Origin of the sequence: Gordonia sp. VNK21 (assembly GCF_046098115.1) — a bacterium.
In the GTDB taxonomy this organism is placed as follows: Bacteria; Actinomycetota; Actinomycetes; order Mycobacteriales; family Mycobacteriaceae; genus Gordonia.
Map to the genome: position 1 here is coordinate 34,370 of NZ_JBJURU010000003.1, position 16,951 is coordinate 51,320.

The 16,951-nt window shown below is 69.7% G+C and carries 15 protein-coding genes; 11 read left to right on the plus strand and 4 right to left on the minus strand.

What is annotated here, in order from left to right; translation table 11 throughout:
• The first annotated feature begins 53 nt into the window (after nt 1-53).
• The 3 genes from ACJMNC_RS04800 to ACJMNC_RS04810 all read left to right on the plus strand — a co-directional run bounded on the left by ACJMNC_RS04800 (nt 54) and on the right by ACJMNC_RS04810 (nt 3,090).
• Nucleotides 54-1,073 (plus strand): AraC family transcriptional regulator, encoded by a 1,020-nt coding sequence (locus tag ACJMNC_RS04800; protein WP_408946810.1) that lies wholly within the window; start codon nt 54-56, stop codon nt 1,071-1,073.
• A 132-nt stretch (nt 1,074-1,205) separates the two neighbouring features.
• Nucleotides 1,206-2,291 (plus strand): 3-hydroxyisobutyryl-CoA hydrolase, encoded by a 1,086-nt coding sequence (locus ACJMNC_RS04805; protein WP_408946811.1) that lies wholly within the window; start codon nt 1,206-1,208, stop codon nt 2,289-2,291.
• Nucleotides 2,292-2,313: 22 nt separating this feature from the next.
• On the plus strand, nt 2,314-3,090 hold the full coding sequence (locus tag ACJMNC_RS04810; protein ID WP_408946812.1) for an enoyl-CoA hydratase: 777 nt from the start codon (nt 2,314-2,316) through the stop codon (nt 3,088-3,090).
• A gap of 35 nt (nt 3,091-3,125) precedes the next feature.
• Here ACJMNC_RS04810 and ACJMNC_RS04815 read toward each other — a convergent pair whose 3' ends face one another.
• Nucleotides 3,126-4,634, minus strand: a complete 1,509-nt coding sequence (locus ACJMNC_RS04815; RefSeq protein ID WP_408946813.1) for a DUF222 domain-containing protein — start codon at nt 4,632-4,634, stop codon at nt 3,126-3,128.
• A gap of 368 nt (nt 4,635-5,002) precedes the next feature.
• Here ACJMNC_RS04815 and ACJMNC_RS04820 point away from each other — a divergent pair, with 368 nt between their 5' ends.
• From ACJMNC_RS04820 to ACJMNC_RS04835, 4 genes are read left to right on the plus strand one after another with little or no spacing between them, the layout of a single operon-like run.
• Nucleotides 5,003-6,520: a CoA-acylating methylmalonate-semialdehyde dehydrogenase gene (locus ACJMNC_RS04820; RefSeq protein WP_408946814.1), complete on the plus strand. Its 1,518-nt coding sequence runs from the start codon at nt 5,003-5,005 to the stop codon at nt 6,518-6,520.
• Nucleotides 6,521-6,535: 15 nt separating this feature from the next.
• A complete protein-coding gene (locus ACJMNC_RS04825; RefSeq protein WP_408946815.1) occupies nt 6,536-7,711 on the plus strand; it encodes an acyl-CoA dehydrogenase family protein in 1,176 nt (391 codons plus the stop codon).
• Nucleotides 7,708-8,577, plus strand: a complete 870-nt coding sequence (gene mmsB, locus ACJMNC_RS04830) for a 3-hydroxyisobutyrate dehydrogenase (protein WP_408946816.1) — start codon at nt 7,708-7,710, stop codon at nt 8,575-8,577. The genes ACJMNC_RS04825 and mmsB overlap by 4 nt, the downstream gene beginning before the upstream one ends.
• Before the next feature lie 13 nt (nt 8,578-8,590).
• Nucleotides 8,591-9,541 (plus strand): LysR family transcriptional regulator, encoded by a 951-nt coding sequence (locus ACJMNC_RS04835; RefSeq protein WP_408946817.1) that lies wholly within the window; start codon nt 8,591-8,593, stop codon nt 9,539-9,541.
• A gap of 22 nt (nt 9,542-9,563) precedes the next feature.
• Here ACJMNC_RS04835 and ACJMNC_RS04840 read toward each other — a convergent pair whose 3' ends face one another.
• A complete protein-coding gene (locus ACJMNC_RS04840; RefSeq protein WP_408946818.1) occupies nt 9,564-10,637 on the minus strand; it encodes a D-alanine--D-alanine ligase family protein in 1,074 nt (357 codons plus the stop codon).
• Between the two features lie 38 nt (nt 10,638-10,675).
• Between ACJMNC_RS04840 and murF the strand changes: the two genes are divergently transcribed.
• The gene (gene murF, locus ACJMNC_RS04845) at nt 10,676-11,989 is read left to right on the plus strand and encodes a UDP-N-acetylmuramoyl-tripeptide--D-alanyl-D-alanine ligase (protein WP_408946819.1); all 1,314 of its coding nucleotides are present in this window, start codon (nt 10,676-10,678) and stop codon (nt 11,987-11,989) included.
• A gap of 93 nt (nt 11,990-12,082) precedes the next feature.
• Here murF and ACJMNC_RS04850 read toward each other — a convergent pair whose 3' ends face one another.
• Nucleotides 12,083-12,550, minus strand: a complete 468-nt coding sequence (locus ACJMNC_RS04850) for a hypothetical protein (protein WP_408946820.1) — start codon at nt 12,548-12,550, stop codon at nt 12,083-12,085.
• Nucleotides 12,551-12,579: 29 nt separating this feature from the next.
• Between ACJMNC_RS04850 and tgt the strand changes: the two genes are divergently transcribed.
• On the plus strand, nt 12,580-13,851 hold the full coding sequence (gene tgt, locus ACJMNC_RS04855) for a tRNA guanosine(34) transglycosylase Tgt (protein ID WP_408946821.1): 1,272 nt from the start codon (nt 12,580-12,582) through the stop codon (nt 13,849-13,851).
• 49 nt (nt 13,852-13,900) lie between these two features.
• Here the strand turns inward: tgt and gluQRS are convergent, their stop codons facing one another.
• On the minus strand, nt 13,901-14,797 hold the full coding sequence (gene gluQRS / locus ACJMNC_RS04860) for a tRNA glutamyl-Q(34) synthetase GluQRS (protein WP_408946822.1): 897 nt from the start codon (nt 14,795-14,797) through the stop codon (nt 13,901-13,903).
• Nucleotides 14,798-14,833: 36 nt separating this feature from the next.
• Between gluQRS and ACJMNC_RS04865 the strand changes: the two genes are divergently transcribed.
• Both ACJMNC_RS04865 and ACJMNC_RS04870 read left to right on the plus strand, forming a co-directional pair.
• Entirely contained in the window at nt 14,834-15,877 is a 1,044-nt protein-coding gene (locus ACJMNC_RS04865; protein WP_408946823.1) for an ATP-dependent DNA ligase, read from the plus strand.
• A gap of 1 nt (nt 15,878) precedes the next feature.
• Complete coding sequence (locus tag ACJMNC_RS04870) at nt 15,879-16,940, plus strand: DNA polymerase domain-containing protein (RefSeq protein ID WP_408946824.1); 1,062 nt, start codon at nt 15,879-15,881, stop codon at nt 16,938-16,940.
• Nucleotides 16,941-16,951 lie beyond the last annotated feature (11 nt).

Here is a 16,951-nt window from a genome sequence, read left to right on the forward strand (position 1 = left end):
AAGGATCCGTAATTTCTTGACATCAGACGACGACTTTTTTACATTTAGCGACCATGGCGGATCTGATTCGCGGGTCGTCGCTGATGCAGGTGCCCGAACTCATCAGCGCGCACGGCGGTGACCCGGAACGTTTCCTGCGCGCGGCAGGGATCGATCCGGGCAGTGCCGGCGACTACAACCGATACGTCCGGTACTCGGCGCTGGCGCGGGTGATCGGTGGAGCCGCGCAGGAGCTGCATGTGCCGGACCTCGGATTACGGCTGTCGAGGCGGCAGAACCTGGAGATGCTCGGGCCGATCGCGGTCCTGGCGCGCAACGCCGGGACCATCGAGGCGGGGCTGCTGGGCGTGACCAAATACCTGCACACCTACTCGCCGGCCATCCGGGCCACATTGACGGTCGGCGGGCGGCAGTCGTCGTTCGGATTCGAGATCGGCGTATCGCGAGTGCCGTATCGCGCGCAGATGGTCGAGCTCTCGCTCGGGGTGATCGGCGGGATGTTCGAACTGCTCACCGATACCGGCTTCCGGCCCTCCCGTATCACGTTCCGGCACGCGCAGATCTCCGACACCGACACCTATCTCGACTGCTTCGGGGCACCCGTCGAGTTCAACGCCGACGCCGACGCACTGGTCTTTCCCACCGGTCTGCTCGGCAGGCCGATCGTCGGGAAGGACGGTCTGGCGTACGCGCTGGCGACGCGGTACCTGGGCGATCAGCACCGCTACCTGAGCGTCGGCGAGCATGTGGTGGAGCTCATCGGCAAACTCCTCCCCGTGGGGCAGGCGACGCTGGTGGACGTCGCGGCGACCCTGATGGTCCACCCCCGGGTGCTGCAGCGGCAGCTGGCCGCCGAGGGTTCGACCTTCGAGGGGCTGCTCGACGATCGGCGGCAGGTTCTCGCGCGGGAGCTCCTGGCGGTCGACGATCTGCCGCTGTCCTCGGTGTCCTCGCAGCTCGGCTACAGCGAGCAGAGTTCACTGACCCGCAGCTGCCGCAGGTGGTTCGGGGCGGCGCCGTTGGCGGTGCGCCGTGAGCTGGGTGAGCGGGAGGCGCGGCCGCGGCCGCTGTGAGGGCGGCGCAGACCTGCGCCCCGACGGTGCGGATCTGCCCGTTGACCCGTGACCGGCCGCCCACCACCATGAGCGGGTAGATGAGGACGGGTGTGTCCGCGACCGCGGACGGCAGTGGACGAGGAGTGGCCGATGAGCGGCGAGCAGCAGAGTACGGAACCGGTGATCGTGGAGGTCGACGGCCGGGCCGGACGGCTCACCCTGAACCGGCCGCGGTCGATCAACGCCCTCGATCACTCGATGGTGCAGCTGATGGCGTCGGCGCTCGACGAGTGGGAGAACGATCCGCAGGTGCAGACCGTCGTGATCACCGGCGCCGGGGAGCGGGGTCTGTGTGCGGGCGGTGACATCGTCGCCATCCACCGGGATGCGGACGCGCTGGGCGCTCGTCCCGACGATGCTGCGGCCGCGGCCACCGGATCGGCCGCCTTCTGGCGGGACGAGTACCGGCTCAATGCGCGCCTGGCCGAGTATTCGAAGCCGATCCTGGCCGTGATGGACGGCATCGTGATGGGCGGCGGGGTCGGCATCTCCGGGCACGTCTCGCACCGGGTGGCCACCGACCGCACCCGGCTGGCCATGCCGGAGGTGGGGATCGGGCTGGTGCCGGACGTGGGCGGCACCTGGCTGCTCTCGCGGCTCGCCGACGAACTGGGCACCTATGCCGCACTCACGTCGAAGAATCTCTCCGGCGCGGATGCGGTCAGCCTCGGACTGGCCACGCACTTCGTTCCGGCAGAGGGGCTGCCGGCCATGCTCGCCGATCTCGCGCAGCAGCCCGTCGACGAGGTGCTCGCCGCCCACAGTGCGCCCGCACCGGTGTCCGGACTCGACGAGTTGCGCCCGCTGATCGCGACCGCCTTCGCCGGCGGTGAACTGGCGGAGATCACCGCGCGGCTGGCCGACTCGGAGGTGCCGGCGCTGGCCGAGGCGGCGACGGCGATGGCGGGGATGTCGCCGATGGCCTCGGCGGTCACCCTGCATGCGCTGCGCGCCGCCCGCGACGACCGTTCGCTGCGCGACTCGCTGCACCGCGAGTACCGGACCTCGCTGCGCTGTCTGCAGTACCCGGACCTGGCGGAGGGCATCCGTGCCAAGGTGATCGACAAGGACGGCCGTCCGAACTGGGCGGCCACCCCGGATACGATCGATTCCGCCGCCGTCGAGTCCTTCACCAGACCGCTCGGCGACCTCGAACTCGACCTGACCACGCACTAGCGACAGCCGACTAAGGAGAACCATGACGGAGTACAGCACGATTCTGGTGGAGGTCCGCGACCGGACGGGTCTGATCACCCTCAATCGGCCCAAGGCGCTCAACGCGCTCAACACCGACGTGATGAACGACGTGGTCGACGCCGCCGAGGCCTTCGACGCCGATCCGGGTATCGGGGCGATCGTGCTCACCGGCTCCGACCGGGCGTTCGCGGCCGGCGCCGACATCAAGGAGATGTCGGTCAAGGACTTCAGTGCGGTGAGCGGCGAGCAGTTCTTCAGCCGCTGGGACCGGCTCGCGAGTCTGCGCACCCCGACGATCGCGGCGGTCTCCGGCTACGCCCTCGGCGGCGGCTGCGAACTCGCGATGCTCTGCGATCTGATCGTCGCCGGCGAATCGGCGAAGTTCGGGCAGCCGGAGATCAACCTCGGTGTGATCCCGGGCATCGGCGGCTCGCAGCGGCTGACCCGCGCCATCGGCAAGGCCAAGGCGATGGACATGATCCTCACCGGCCGGACCATGAAAGCCGACGAGGCGGACCGTCTCGGGCTGGTGTCCCGGCTGGTCGACGATGATCAGGTGCTGACCGAGGCGCTGGAGGTGGCCGCGACCATCGCCGGCAAGTCGGCGATCGCGTCGGCGCTGGCCAAGGAGGCGGTGAACCGCGCCTTCGAGTCCGGACTCACCGAAGGTGTGCGCACCGAGCGCGGCCTGTTCTACTCGACCTTCGCGACCGAGGACCAGACCGAGGGGATGGCGGCCTTCGTGGAGAAGCGCGACCCGGAGTTCCGGCACCGCTGACGGGCGTGCGGTCGCGTGCGCGGCCGCATTCCTGCTCAGGGTGCGTTCGGCGGGGAGTGTGGGCCGGGTCCCTCGTCGGCATGCCGGCGCGGCGGCGGATTCGGGGTGTTCCCGGGGTGCTGTCGGGTCGGCCGACCCACATGGTGCATGGGGTTGACGGTGTAGTCGTGTCCGGTGCCGGTGATGCGCCAGCCGACCCGGCCGGTGTGGGGGCCTTCGGTGATGATGGTGGTTTCCCAGTCGCCTGGGGCTTTGCTGACGTGGCGGTTGTCGCCGCCGCAGGCGCCGCCGATGGTGTTGATGTCGGTGGTGCCGCCGTCGGCGTAGTCGAGGTCGGCGTGGTGGGCTTCGCATTGGGCGAAGGGGCGGGTGCAGCCGGGTCTGGTGCAGCCGCGGTCGCGGGCGAACATTGCGAGGCGTTGGGCTTTGTTGGCGAACCGTGACCGCCCGAGGTAGAGCACTTCGGCCGAGTGGTGGGCGAATACGGCGAGGTGCCAGGTGGCGTGGGCGGCCATGTCGATCAGGTCGGGGACGGGGATGTGGGTGCCGGTGGCGGTGTACCCGGTCCCGGCCAACTCGGCCAGATCCTGGTGGTCGATGGTGACGACGAATTCGGCCGGCAACCGCGTGGGGTCGCCGAGCGCCCCATGCCCGAGTGCGAAGCGGCACAGGGCGACCAGGGCGTCGTGCTGACGTTGCCCGGCCGAGCGTAGGTCGCGTTTGCGGGCCGCATCGAGCAACTCCGGATCGAGGCCGTCGGTGTCGACCGGTCCGGTGGGGCTGTGGGGGTCGTCGGGGTTGTTCATGCCGGGTGCGGCCCATTTGGTCAGGACCACCTCGAGGAGGCCGCGCAGGGCTGGGGTGATCGAGCCGCGGAGTGTGGTCATCAACTGCTGATCCTGCGGCGACAACGTCAGCGACCGGCGGCGTTGGCGGTCGGTGTCGTCGGCGAGTTCGCCGTCGGGGTCGAGGAGGGAGAGCAGACGGTGTCCGACCATCCGGGTCTGCTCCGGAGTGAGCGTGACCGCAGACGCGGTCAGATCTGCTTCGGCGCGTGCGCGTTGGTCGACATCGACCGCGTGCGGGATCTTCTGCATGGTCTTGAAGATCTCGGTGACGTGGTCGGCGCCGATCGTGCCGTCGGCGAGAGCAGCAGCAGCGGCCGGGCAGCGTGGTGGGAGTGGTTCGCCGGTCATCGACGTGAACTGTCCGACGGCTTCGGCCAGGAGACGGCGTCGGCGGGCTTCGGCGGCGGACAGGTGCAAGGTGCCGACGAGGTAGCCGCCCAAGCTCGCTCCACCGGCCTGCTGATACGAGCCGCGGTCACTGATCTCGACGAGGAGGGGTGCGTCGGCGGCGCTGATGAGGCGGCGGGCGCGTTCGCGGTCTTCGGTGAGGTCGGTGAGTTCCCGGTCGGTGCAGCCGGTGTAGTCGGCGCGGGTCAACCGGGCTTGCTTGGCGACGGCGGCGGTGATCAGGGCTTGGAGTGCGATCGGATCGTCGGGCAGCACCATTGTGCTGGTGTCGTCGATGCTGGTCGTCATCGCGTGGTCACCTCCCCCGAAGTGCTGTGCCGACTATCTCGTTGTGCGTTGGTCGTGCTGGTCGGGCTGCGCTGTGCCCTGTCTCACTAGTTCAACGATGATGTGATGTGTTCTGTTCCCATATCGTCTAAATGTTCGAACTATTTTTCTTGGTTTCAGAGTACGACCGACCTCCGACATTCCCGCGGCTCCGCGGATTGTGGAGATTTTGCCGTCTCGCGGCGATGGGCCGGTGGCATTTCTGCACGGGTCGGCTGCGAAGATGCTCGTTGACCGCCACTGGGCCGAGGCGAAATAGTGTGATCAGGAACTCAGCGACAGTGCGAACGTAACCGGCGCTGCAGAATGACAACCCTGGAAGGGGCGCAATGAGCACCACGATCGACCAGTACATCGACGGTAAGCGCGTGGTCGGCACCGGCCGCACCGCCGACGTCTACGACCCGAGCACCGGCGCCGTGGTGGCGCAGCTGCCGTTCAGCAGCGACGAGCAGCTCCAGGGGGCGATCGCCTCGGCCGTCGAGGCTCAGCGGGAGTGGGCGTCGTGGAACCCGCAGCGACGGGCCCGGGTGCTGATGAAGTTCGTCGAACTGGTCAACGAGAACATGGACGAGCTGGCCGACCTGCTCTCCACCGAACACGGCAAGACCCTCGGCGACGCCAAGGGCGACGTCCAGCGCGGCCTCGAGGTGATCGAGTTCGCCATCGGCATCCCGCACCTGATCAAGGGTGAGTACACCGAGAACGCCGGCACCGGCATCGATGTCTACTCGATGCGGCAGCCGCTCGGTGTGGTCGCCGGCATCACCCCGTTCAACTTCCCGGCCATGATCCCGCTGTGGAAGGCCGGCCCGGCCCTCGCCTGCGGCAACGCCTTCATCCTCAAGCCCTCCGAGCGAGACCCCTCCGTGCCGGTGCGGCTGGCCGAACTGTTCACCGAGGCCGGTCTGCCCGACGGCGTCTTCCAGGTGGTGCACGGCGACAAGGCCGCCGTCGACACCCTGCTCACCCATCCCGACGTCAAGGCCATCGGCTTCGTCGGCAGCTCCGACATCGCCGAGTACATCTATTCGACGGCCGCCGCCCACGGCAAGCGCAGCCAGGCCTTCGGTGGCGCCAAGAACCACATGATCATCCTTCCCGACGCCGACCTCGACCAGGCCGCCGACGCACTGCTCGGTGCCGGCTACGGCTCGGCCGGTGAGCGCTGCATGGCCATCTCGGTGGCCGTGCCGGTGGGCGAGGAGACCGCAGAAGCCTTGCGCGCCAAACTGGTCGACAAGATCAAGGGTCTGCGTGTGGGCCACAGCCACGATCCCAGTGCCGACTACGGCCCGCTGATCACCGCCGCCGCCCGCGACCGGGTGATCGACTACATCGGCCAGGGAGTGGAGGCCGGTGCCGAGCTGGTGATCGACGGCCGCACCCGCGCCGCCGACGACGCCGAGTTCGACGGCGCCGACCTGTCCGGCGGCTTCTACCTCGGACCGACCCTGTTCGACAAGGTCACCAAGGACATGTCGATCTACACCGACGAGATCTTCGGCCCGGTGCTGACCATCGTCCGCGCCAAGGACTACGACGAGGCCCTCGCCCTGCCCACCGAGCACGAGTACGGCAACGGCGTGGCCATCTTCACCCGCGACGGCGACGCCGCCCGCGACTTCGTCTCCAAGGTGCAGGTGGGCATGATCGGCGTGAACGTGCCGATCCCGGTGCCCGTCGCCTACCACACCTTCGGCGGCTGGAAGCGGTCCGGCTTCGGCGATCTCAACCAGCACGGTCCGGCGTCGATCATGTTCTACACCAAGACCAAGACCGTCACCCAGCGCTGGCCGTCGGGTATCAAGGACGGCGCCGAATTCCACATCCCGACGATGAACTAGAGGGCCCCGATACCGATGCCGTACCCCCAGATCGACGACGACGACCGGCTCATCGTCGACGCCGCACGCGACTTCGCGCTCAAACGCCTGGCACCGAACTCCCTGCGCTGGGACGCCGACCACCACTTTCCGGTCGACGAGATGCGGGAGGCCGCAGGGCTGGGCATGGCCGCCGTCTACACCAGCGAGGACGTCGGCGGCTCCGGCCTGCGCCGGCTGGACGGTGTGCGGATCTTCGAGGAACTGGCCAAGGGCGACCCGGTCACCGCGGCCTTCCTGTCGATCCACAACATGTGCACCTGGATGGTCGACACCTACGGCACCGCGCAACAGCGGGAGCAGTGGGTGCCGGGTCTGGCCGCCTTCGACACCATCGCCAGCTACTGCCTCACCGAGCCGGGAGCGGGCTCGGACGCGGCCGCGCTGTCGACCCGGGCCCGGCGGGACGGCGAGCACTACGTCCTCGACGGCTCCAAGCAGTTCATCTCCGGCGGCGGGGTCTCGGACCTCTATGTGGTGATGGCGCGCACCGGAGACACCGGACCCAAGGGCATCTCCGCGTTCATCGTCGAAAAGGGCACGCCCGGGCTGTCTTTCGGTCCCGCTGAGGCCAAGATGGGCTGGAACAACCAGCCCACCGCGCAGGTGATCTTCGACGGTGCGCGGGTGCCGGCCGAGAACATGCTGGGCGGACCCGACGGTGAGGGCACCGGTTTCGGGATCGCCATGAACGGGCTCAACGGGGGACGGCTCAACATCGCCGCCTGTTCGCTCGGCGGCGCGCAGGCCGCCTACGACGCCGCACTGCGCTACACCTCCGAGCGGGAGGCCTTCGGTGCGCCCCTGCTGGACGAGCCGACGATCCGGGCCACACTGGCCGATATGGCGATCGCCCTCGAAGCCTCCCGCCTGCTGCTGTGGAGGGCGGCCACCGCCCTCGACGAGGGCGACTCGGACAAGGTGGAACTGTGCGCGATGGCCAAGCGCTTCGTCACCGAGAACTGCTTCACCGTCGCCGATCAGGCGCTGCAACTGCACGGCGGATACGGCTACCTGCACGAGACCGGCATCGAGAAGATCGTCCGGGATCTGCGGGTGAACCGCATCCTCGAAGGAACCAACGAGATCATGCGGATGGTGATCGGCCGCGCCGAGGCCGCCCGTCTGCACAACGAACGGAGTACCCGATGAGCACGATCGCCTTTATCGGACTGGGCAACATGGGCGGGCCGATGGCCAAGAACCTGGTGGAGGCGGGCCATCGCGTCGTCGGCTACGACGCCTCCGCCGAGAACCTCGAAGCGGCCGCGGCCGGCGGCGTGATCGCCGCCGACTCCGCCGAAGCCACGGTGACCGGCGCCGACGCGGTGATCACCATGCTGCCCAGCGGCGCCATCGTGCGGTCCGTGTACGAGCAGATCCTGCCGCACGCCGACGCCGGAACGGTGTTCATCGACTCGTCGACGATCTCCGTCGAGGATGCCCGGGCCGTGAACACCGCCGCCATCGACGCCGACATGCTGCAGGTGGATGCCCCGGTCTCCGGCGGCGTGAAGGGCGCGACCGCCGGCACCCTGGCCTTCATGGTCGGTGGCGACGACAAGTCCGTCGAGGCGGCCGCACCGGTCCTCGAGCCGATGGCCGGCAAGGTCGTCCCGTGCGGTGGCAGCGGCAACGGACAGGCCGCGAAACTCTGCAACAACATGCTGCTGGCCGTGCAGCAGATCGCCGTCGGCGAGGCCTTCGTCCTGGCCGAGAAGCTCGGCCTGTCCGAGCAGGCGCTCTACGACGTGGTCACCGGCGCCACCGGCAACTGCTGGGCGTTGCACACCAACTGTCCGGTGCCCGGCCCGGTGCCGACGGCCCCGTCCGCCAACGACTTCCGGCCCGGCTTCGCCACCGCTCTGATGAACAAGGATCTCGGCCTGGCGATGGAAGCGGTCTCCTCCACCGGGGCGGGGGCTCCGCTCGGTGCGCACGCCGCGCAGCTGTACGCCGACTTCGCCGGCGAGCACGGCCATCTGGACTTCAGCGCCATCATCGACACCCTGCGATGAACCGCACGGCCTCATGAGTTCGCCGACACCGGGTCCGGGCGAGCGGCCGCTGTCACTCGAGCAGCGGGTGCGGGCCGACGACCTGCGCTACCTGCATGCGGTGGCGCGCACCGGAAGTCGTTCGGTGGCCGCCCTGGACCTGGGGGTGGACACCAGCACCGTGACCCGCCGCATCCGGGCACTCGAAGCGGCGCTGGGGGTGCGGCTGGTGGAGCGCGGGGTGAGCAGCTGGGTGCTCACCGACGACGGCCGGGCGGTGGCCTCGGCTGCCGGCGGCATCGAGGACTCGGTGGCGGCGGCCGTGGCCGCGGTGGCCGGACGCAGCGACACCGCCCTGCACGGCCACGCCCGGGTGACCGCGCCGGACGCCTTCGGCGTCTACTTCGTGGCGCCCGCCCTGGTGGAACTGCGCCGACGGCACCCGGACCTGACCGTCGAGCTGATCACCTCGACCCGGCAGCTCAACCTGTACCAGTCGGGCTTCGACGTGGCCGTGGCCGTCGGTGCCACGATGAGCCGGCAGCTGGTCAGCGAACCTCTGTCTGCCTACGAACTCGGCCTCTACGCCACCGGCGACTACCTGCAGGCGCACGGTACCCCCGCCACCGCCGAGGACCTGCGCGAGCACGCGCTGATCTGGTACGTCGACGCGCTGCTGCAGGTGGACGAGCTGGATCTGGAGCGGCACATTCCGGGAATGACCGCCCGGTTCTCGTCGACGAGCATCTTCGGTCAGCTCGAGGCCACCCGGGCCGGCGGCGGTATCGGTCTGCTGCCGATGTTCGTCGCCGCCCGCCACCCGGAACTGCAGCGGGTGCTGAGCGAGCAGGTCGCCGTCCGGCTGGGGTTCTCGCTCGCTGCCCGGCGCGACCGGATCTCGAGCCCCGTCGTCGAAGCCATCCGGGGTGCGATCAGAGCCGAAGTGGCTTCGCGGACAAGTGAACTGACGGTCTTCCCGAACTGATCGCCCGGGCCGGCGCAACCGGTCAGTGATCGGTGGAGAAGGTGCTGCGCCGCCGGTGCACCTCCAGCGCCAGCGTGACCAGACGGTCGATCAGGTCCGGGTAGGCGATGCCGGTGGCCTCCCACATCTTGGGGTACATCGACGCGGGGGTGAACCCCGGAATCGTGTTGACCTCGTTGAGCAGCCAGCCGCGGCCGTCCTCCTCGTAGAAGAAGTCCACCCGGGCCATGCCCGCGCAGCGCAGGGCGGTGAAGACGTCCGCGGCCAGTTCCCGGACCTGCGCGATCGCCTCCTCCGGCAGCGGTGCCGGAATCATCAGCTCGGCCGAGCCGGTCACGTACTTATCGGTGTAGTCGTAGAAGTCACTGCCGGGCCGGATCTCGCCCGGGTAGGTGGTGTCGGGGGCCGTGTTGCCCAGCACCCCCACCTCGATCTCCCGGCCGCTGACCGCCTCCTCGATCACCACCACGTCGTCGTAGCGCAGGGCGGTGTTGACGGCGCGATCGAGTTCGTCGGCGCTCGTCGCGCGGGTGACGCCCACCGACGAACCCATATTGGCGGGCTTGACGAACACCGGCAGACCGAGCTTCTCGATCGCCTCGTCGACGATGCCGCGGGCGTCGTCGATGCCGTCGCGGAAGGTGACCCACCGGCACTGCGGAATGCCGGCGCGGGCCGCCACCTCCTTGGCCATGGCCTTGTCCATGCACAGCGCCGACGAGAGCACCCCGCAGCCCACGTAGGGCACCTTGAACAGCTCGAGCAGCCCCTGGATGGTGCCGTCCTCGCCGTGAGGGCCGTGCAGCAGCGGCAGCACCACCGTGATCTCGCCCGGTTCGCCGCGCACCACCGCGATCGGATCCACCTGCGGACCGGCCACCTCCAGCCTGTCCGGCAGTTCCGCCCCGGACTCGAGGGCGCCGACTGCGAATTCGTTTCGGTGCCAGCTGCCGTCGAGGGCGATACCGACCGGCACCAGCGTGTACTTGGACCGGTCGGCGGCGGCCAGCACGTGCGCGGCGGTGACCCGCGAGACGTCGTGCTCGGCGGACACGCCACCGTAGAGGACGACCAGGCGCAGCAGGGGAGTGCTCATGAGTGTCACGATACGTGGCCGAGGGTACGGTTTTTCCCGTGCACCTTCTCGCCAGTCAGATCGCCGCCGCCACCGGCGGCACCCTCCACGGCCCCGACGTCACCATCGAGTCGGCGAGCATCGACTCCCGCTCGGTCCGGCCCGGTCAGCTCTTCGTGCCCATCGTCGCCGCGCGCGACGGCCACGACTTCATCCCCGGGGCCGTCGCCTCGGGCGCCGTCGCCTACCTGAGCGAGCAGGCGCCCGATCCGGCGGTCGCGGCGACCGCGATCGTGGTGGCCGACACCGCCGTCGCGCTGGCCGACCTCGGCCGCGAGGCCCGTCGCCATCTGCCCGACCGGGTGGTGGGGGTGACCGGGTCGGTGGGCAAGACCTCCACCAAGGACCTGCTGGCCGGAGTGCTGGAGACCACTTACCGCACCGCTGCCAGCGAGAAGAGCTTCAACAACGAGCTCGGACTGCCGCTGACGATGCTCGGCGCGGCCGACGACACCGAGGCCGCGGTGCTGGAGATGGGCGCGCGCGGCGTGGGACACATCGCTCTGCTCTGCGACATCGCCTCGCCCACCGTCGGCGTCCTCACCAGGGTCGAGGGGGTGCACCTGGAGATGTTCGGCTCCCTCGACGACGTGGTCCGGGCGAAGGGGGAACTGGTCGAGGCGCTGCCGGCCGACGGACTGGCCGTGCTCAACGCCGACCATCCGCGGGTCGCGGGAATGGCGAGCCGCACCCGGGCGCGGGTGATCGACTACGGCCTCTCGCCGTCGGCGCAGGTGTACGCGGAGAACGTGACGCTCGACAACCAGTTGCGGGCCTCGTTCCTGCTGCGCACACCGTGGGGCGAGGCGCCGGTGCAACTCGGTGCGCGCGGCGAGCACCAGGTGCCCAATGCGCTGGCCGCCGCGGCCGCCGGCGGCGGTCTGGGCGTGAGCGTGGACTCGATCGCGGCCGGACTGGCCGGTGCCCGGCTGTCCGGGCTGCGGATGGAACTGTCCACCACCGCATCCGGGGTGACGGTGATCAACGACGCCTACAATGCCAATCCCACCTCGATGGCCGCGGCGCTCAACTCGCTGGCCCGACTCGACGCCCGTCGCCGGTTCGCGGTGCTCGGCACCATGGCCGAGCTCGGCGAGGAGGGGCCGGGCGCGCACCGGGCGATCGCCGAGCAGGCGGCCGGCCTGGGCATCACCGTGGTGGCCGTCGACGAGCCGGCCTACGGGGAGACGGTGGCGCACGCCACCGGCATCGAGGGCGCGGTCGCCGCGCTCGGGGAGCTCTCCTCCGGCGATGCGGTCCTAGTCAAGGGCAGCCGGGTCGCGGCCCTGGAACGGGTCGTCGACGCGCTCTGAGAATCGCACCGGATCGGGTAGCCGAAGTCGGCTCTGAGGCGACTTCGGCTACCCGATACGAGCACGATCGGTCGGTCCGGGCCGACCCGGGGATCAGAGCGCCAGGGCGAAGACGTCGTCACCCTTGGTGCAGCGGGACAGTTCGCCCTCGCCGGCCGTCGACGGGGCGCAGGTCCACCCGTCGATGTCCTGTTCGCCGCCCTTGTACATGAGCGGACCGTACTTGTCGGCGATCTTCTTCACGGTCGTGCAGTCCACCGAACCGTCGACCACCTGAACGTGCAGGGGACCCTCCGGGCCGCGGGCGGTGCCGCAGGCGGTCCCCGCGCGCTCGGTGGTCTCCTCGCTCTCGGCCGAGGTGGGCGTCACATCGCTCGGGTTGGGTCCGCCGACCGTCGGGACCTCGCGGTCGCTGGGTGCGGCCACCTCGGTGGAGCTGCTGGTGGCGGAATGCGCCGAGGGCGCTTCCTCCTCGTCGCCACAGGCGGCCAGGGCGAGCGGGAGGGCTGCCCCGAACAGCAGCGTCGCCAGGATCTTGCCGGTCGAACGTGTCGCACTCATGGCATCCACGCTATGGGAGAATCGGCCGAGTGACCAGCAGCGACCGCGGCCCCGCCGCAGAATCCGGCTTCGTTCCCCGCACACGCCTCGAGGGCACGGCCGGCCGCACCGGAACCATTCACACCCCGCACGGGCCGATCCACACGCCGGCATTCATCCCGGTCGGCACCAAGGCGACGGTCAAGACGGTGCTGCCCGAGCAGGTCGCGGCGCTGGGGGCGCAGGCCGTGCTCGCCAACGCCTATCACCTGTACCTTCAGCCCGGTCCGGAGATCGTCGACCAGGCCGGCGGGCTGGCCCGGTTCATGAACTGGGACGGTCCCACCTACACCGACAGCGGCGGCTTCCAGGTGATGAGTCTGGGCGCAGGCTTCAAGAAGGTCATCTCCATGGATGTGACCGGCCAGCAGGACGACACCAAGATCGCCGAGGGCAAGGAACGGCTGGCGAACGTCGACGACGACGGGGTCACCTTCAAATCGCATCTCGACGGCTCGCGGCACCGCTTCACCCCGGAGGTGTCGATGAACATCCAGCATCAGCTCGGCGCCGACATCATCTTCGCCTTCGACGAGCTGACCACCCTGATGAACACCCGCGGCTATCAGGAGAGCTCGCTCGAGCGCACCCGGCAGTGGGCCGTTCGGTGCCTGGCCGAGCACAACCGGCTCTCCCAGGTGCGCAGCCACCGTCCGCAGCAGGCGCTGTGGGGTGTGGTGCAGGGCGCCCAGTACGAGGACCTGCGCCGCAAGGCCACCCGGGATCTGGTGGAACTCGACCGCATCGACCGGGAGTCCGGTGGCAAGGGATTCGGCGGCTACGGCATCGGGGGAGCGCTGGAGAAGGCCAATCTGGGCACCATCGTGGGCTGGGTGACCGACGAACTGCCCGACGCCGCGCCGCGCCATCTGCTGGGCATCAGCGAACCGAACGACATCTTCACCGCCATCGAGAACGGGGCGGACACCTTCGACTGCGTCTCGCCGACCCGGGTGGCCCGCAACGGGGCGATCTACTCCTTCGACGGGCGCTACAACATCACCAACGCCAAGTACCGCAACGACTTCGGCCCCCTCGACGCGGAACTGGACAACTACTCCACCCAGTACACGCGCGCCTACCTGCACCACCTGTTCAAGGCGAAGGAAGGGCTGGCCGCCACCCTGGCCACCCTGCACAACCTCTCCTTCACGGTCACCCTGGTGGACCGGGCGCGCGCCGCGATCGAGGCGGGCCGCTACGCGGAGTACCGCGACGAGTTCCTGGCCCGCTACTACGCCGGTTCCGCAGCGGCCGGCTAGGCCGTCGGCTTCGGGCCGCGACCGACCCGGTCGATGCCGGCGCCCCGGATCAGGGGGCGGTGAAGATCCACGGTTCGCGCGGCAGAGCCGCCGGATCGAAGCGCTCCAGCAGATCGGCTGCGGTCACCGATGCGCCGGGGTCGGCCAGCCGCAGCGAGACCGCCATCGACGAGAGCACCGCGGCGGCGTCGACGCCCTTGTCTGCGAGCTGCGTCAGGGTGATCGCGCCGTCCCGTTTGGACAGCCGCACGCCGTCGGCGTTGACCACCATCGGCACATGCGCGTACTCCGGGATCGGGTAGCCGAGGAGCTGCGCCAGATACGCCTGCCGCGGCGCCGAGGACAGCAGGTCGTCGCCGCGGACCACCTGATCGACGCCGGTCGCCGCATCGTCGACGACGACGGCGAGATTGTAGGCCGGGGTGCCGTCGCCGCGGCGCAGTACGAAGTCGTCGACGTCGCCGGTGTACTCGCCGTGCAGAGCGTCGTGGACGGTGAACGAACCGGCCCGGGCCCGGAGCCGGAGCGCCGGGGGCCGGTCGCGGCGACGATGTGCGCGCTCGGCCGGGGTCAGGTCCCGGCAGGTGCCCGGATAGGCGCCGGGCGGTGCGTGCGGGGCGCTCGGCGCCTGCGCGATCTCCTTCCGGGTACAGAAGCATTCGAAGGTCTCGCCGGCGGCCGTCAGCTCGTCGATCACCCGGGCGTACAGGTCCCGGCGATCGGACTGGGTGAGCACCGGCCCGGTCCAGTCCAGACCGAGCGCGGCCAGATCGGTCAGCTGCTGCTCCACCGCCCCGGGCCGGACCCGGGCCAGATCCAGATCCTCGATCCGGATCAGGAGATCCCGGCCCGAACTCCGGGCGAACAGCCAGGCCAGCAGTGCGGTCCGCAGATTGCCCAGGTGCAGATCCCCCGACGGCGACGGGGCGAAGCGACCGGCATTCATGCCGCCGAGGCTACCGGCGGCGGGTAGCGTGGCGGCATGGACCTGCCGGTCGCCCCGCCCGTCGCACCCATGCTGGCCAAAGCGGTCACCGCGGTGCCGGACCAGCCCGCCGACACCCCGCTGTGGAGTTACGAACCCAAGTGGGACGGTTTCCGGGCGCTGATCTTCCGCGACGGCGACGAGGTGGTGATCGGCTCGCGCAGCGGCAAAGACCTGGCCCGGTACTTCCCGGAGCTGGTCGACGCCGCCCGGGCCGGACTCCCCGAACGGGTGGTGCTCGACGGCGAGGTGGGCGTGCCCCGGCAGACCGACGGGCTCACCCGGCTCGACTGGGATCAGCTCTCGGCCCGGATCCATCCGGCGGCCTCCCGGGTGGCGATGCTCGCGCAGAGCACGCCGGCGATCTTCATCGGCTTCGACGCACTGGCCCTGGGCGACGAGGACCTCACCGGCCGTGCATTCGCCGACCGCCGTGCCGCACTCGCCGGTGCGCTCGACGGGGCGGGGCGGTCCCTGCGGCTGAGCCGGACCACCACCGATCCGGCCGTCGCCCGGGAGTGGTTCACCGCCTTCGAGGGCGCCGGCCTGGACGGGGTGGTCGGCAAGAAGCTGACCGGACACTATCTCCCCGGCAAGCGGGAGATGGTCAAGATCAAGCACAAGCGCACCGCCGACTGTGTGGTGCTCGGCTACCGGGTGCACAAGAGCGGCACCGGACTGGGCTCTATGCTCCTGGGCCTGTACGACGACGACGGACTGCATATGGTGGGCGGCTCGTCGGCCTTCTCCGACGCGAAACGTGTTGAGCTGCAACAGCGTTTCGAGCCGATGCGGCTCGACCCGGAGCATACCGCCGCCGGCGAGGTGAATCGCTGGCGTCCGGCGGGTAGCGGGGAGTGGATCCCGATCCGGCCGGAGCTGGTGGCCGAGGTGGCCTACGACCAGATGGAGAACCGGCGCTTCCGGCACACCGTGAAGTTCGTGCGCTGGCGACCCGACCGGGAGCCGCGCAGCTGCGGCTACGATCAGCTCGAGGTGCCGCTGACCTACGACCTGCACGACGTCCTGGAAGGACGCTGAGATGGCCAAACCGCCCCCGGTGATGCTCGACGTGGACGGCGTCGAGGTGAAGCTCTCCAACCCCGACAAGGTCTACTTTCCCGACCTCGGCGCCGACGGCGGACGCAAAGCCGACCTGGTGGAGTACGTCCGGACGGTGGCCTGTCAGGGTGCCCTGATGACCGCGATCGGCGGCCGTCCCACCTATCTGCAGCGTTACCCCGACGGGGTGGCGGGCGATCAGATCTACCAGAAGCACCTCGCGAAATATCACCCCGAGCATGTCGGTGCCACCGACGTGGTGTTCCCCTCGTCGCGCACCGGCCGGATCTTCTGTCCGCGCATCCCCGCCGACGCGGTGTGGGCGGCCAATCTCGGCACCGTCACCTTCCACACCTGGCCCACCGTGGATCCGGACAACGATCATCCCGATCAGCTGCGGATCGACCTGGATCCGTTCGGCGGCACCGATTTCCGTGATGCACGGCGGGTGGCGCTGGAGGTGATCCGTCCGCTGCTCGACGAGCTCGGCCTGACCGGCTTCGTGAAGACCTCCGGTAAACGCGGCGTGCACGTCTACGTGCCGATCGAGCCGCGCTGGGACTTCATCGCCGCCCGGCGAGCGGTCATCGCGCTCGCCCGGGAGGCCGCCCGGCGGGAACCGGAGGCCATCACCACGTCCTGGTGGAAGGAGGAACGCGGCGACCGCATCTTCATCGACTTCAACCAGAACGCCCGCGATCGCAGCATGGCCTCGCCGTACTCGGTGCGGCCCACCGCCCGCGCCCAGGTGTCCACGCCGGTCGCCTGGGAGGAGCTGCCCGACGCGCTGCCCGAGGACTTCACCATGGCCACCGTGCCCGGGCTGCTGGAGCGGCGCGGCGATCCGTGGGCCGGGATCGATGCGCAGCGCGGCGGACTCGAGGCACTGCTCGAGATGGTCGAGCGCGATGAGCGTGACGGACTCGGAGACGAGCCGTACCCGCCGAACTATCCGAAGATGCCCGGCGAGCCGCCGCGCGTGCCGCCGAGCAAGAAGGTCGCCGAACACTGGGACGAGGCGGGCAATCGCATCGATCCGTGAGGCTGCGGCGC

Excerpts from the sequence above, each read along its gene's own strand:
- ACJMNC_RS04800 (WP_408946810.1), top strand. The coding sequence starts at position 54 with ATGGCGGATCTGATTCGCGGGTCGTCGCTGATGCAGGTGCCCGAACTC.
- ACJMNC_RS04805 (WP_408946811.1), top strand. The coding sequence starts at position 1,206 with ATGAGCGGCGAGCAGCAGAGTACGGAACCGGTGATCGTGGAGGTCGAC.
- ACJMNC_RS04810 (WP_408946812.1), top strand. The coding sequence starts at position 2,314 with ATGACGGAGTACAGCACGATTCTGGTGGAGGTCCGCGACCGGACGGGT.
- ACJMNC_RS04815 (WP_408946813.1), bottom strand. The coding sequence starts at position 4,634 with ATGACGACCAGCATCGACGACACCAGCACAATGGTGCTGCCCGACGAT.
- ACJMNC_RS04820 (WP_408946814.1), top strand. The coding sequence starts at position 5,003 with ATGAGCACCACGATCGACCAGTACATCGACGGTAAGCGCGTGGTCGGC.
- ACJMNC_RS04825 (WP_408946815.1), top strand. The coding sequence starts at position 6,536 with ATGCCGTACCCCCAGATCGACGACGACGACCGGCTCATCGTCGACGCC.
- mmsB (WP_408946816.1), top strand. The coding sequence starts at position 7,708 with ATGAGCACGATCGCCTTTATCGGACTGGGCAACATGGGCGGGCCGATG.
- ACJMNC_RS04835 (WP_408946817.1), top strand. The coding sequence starts at position 8,591 with ATGAGTTCGCCGACACCGGGTCCGGGCGAGCGGCCGCTGTCACTCGAG.
- ACJMNC_RS04840 (WP_408946818.1), bottom strand. The coding sequence starts at position 10,637 with ATGAGCACTCCCCTGCTGCGCCTGGTCGTCCTCTACGGTGGCGTGTCC.
- ACJMNC_RS04850 (WP_408946820.1), bottom strand. The coding sequence starts at position 12,550 with ATGAGTGCGACACGTTCGACCGGCAAGATCCTGGCGACGCTGCTGTTC.
- gluQRS (WP_408946822.1), bottom strand. The coding sequence starts at position 14,797 with ATGAATGCCGGTCGCTTCGCCCCGTCGCCGTCGGGGGATCTGCACCTG.
- ACJMNC_RS04865 (WP_408946823.1), top strand. The coding sequence starts at position 14,834 with ATGGACCTGCCGGTCGCCCCGCCCGTCGCACCCATGCTGGCCAAAGCG.
- ACJMNC_RS04870 (WP_408946824.1), top strand. The coding sequence starts at position 15,879 with ATGGCCAAACCGCCCCCGGTGATGCTCGACGTGGACGGCGTCGAGGTG.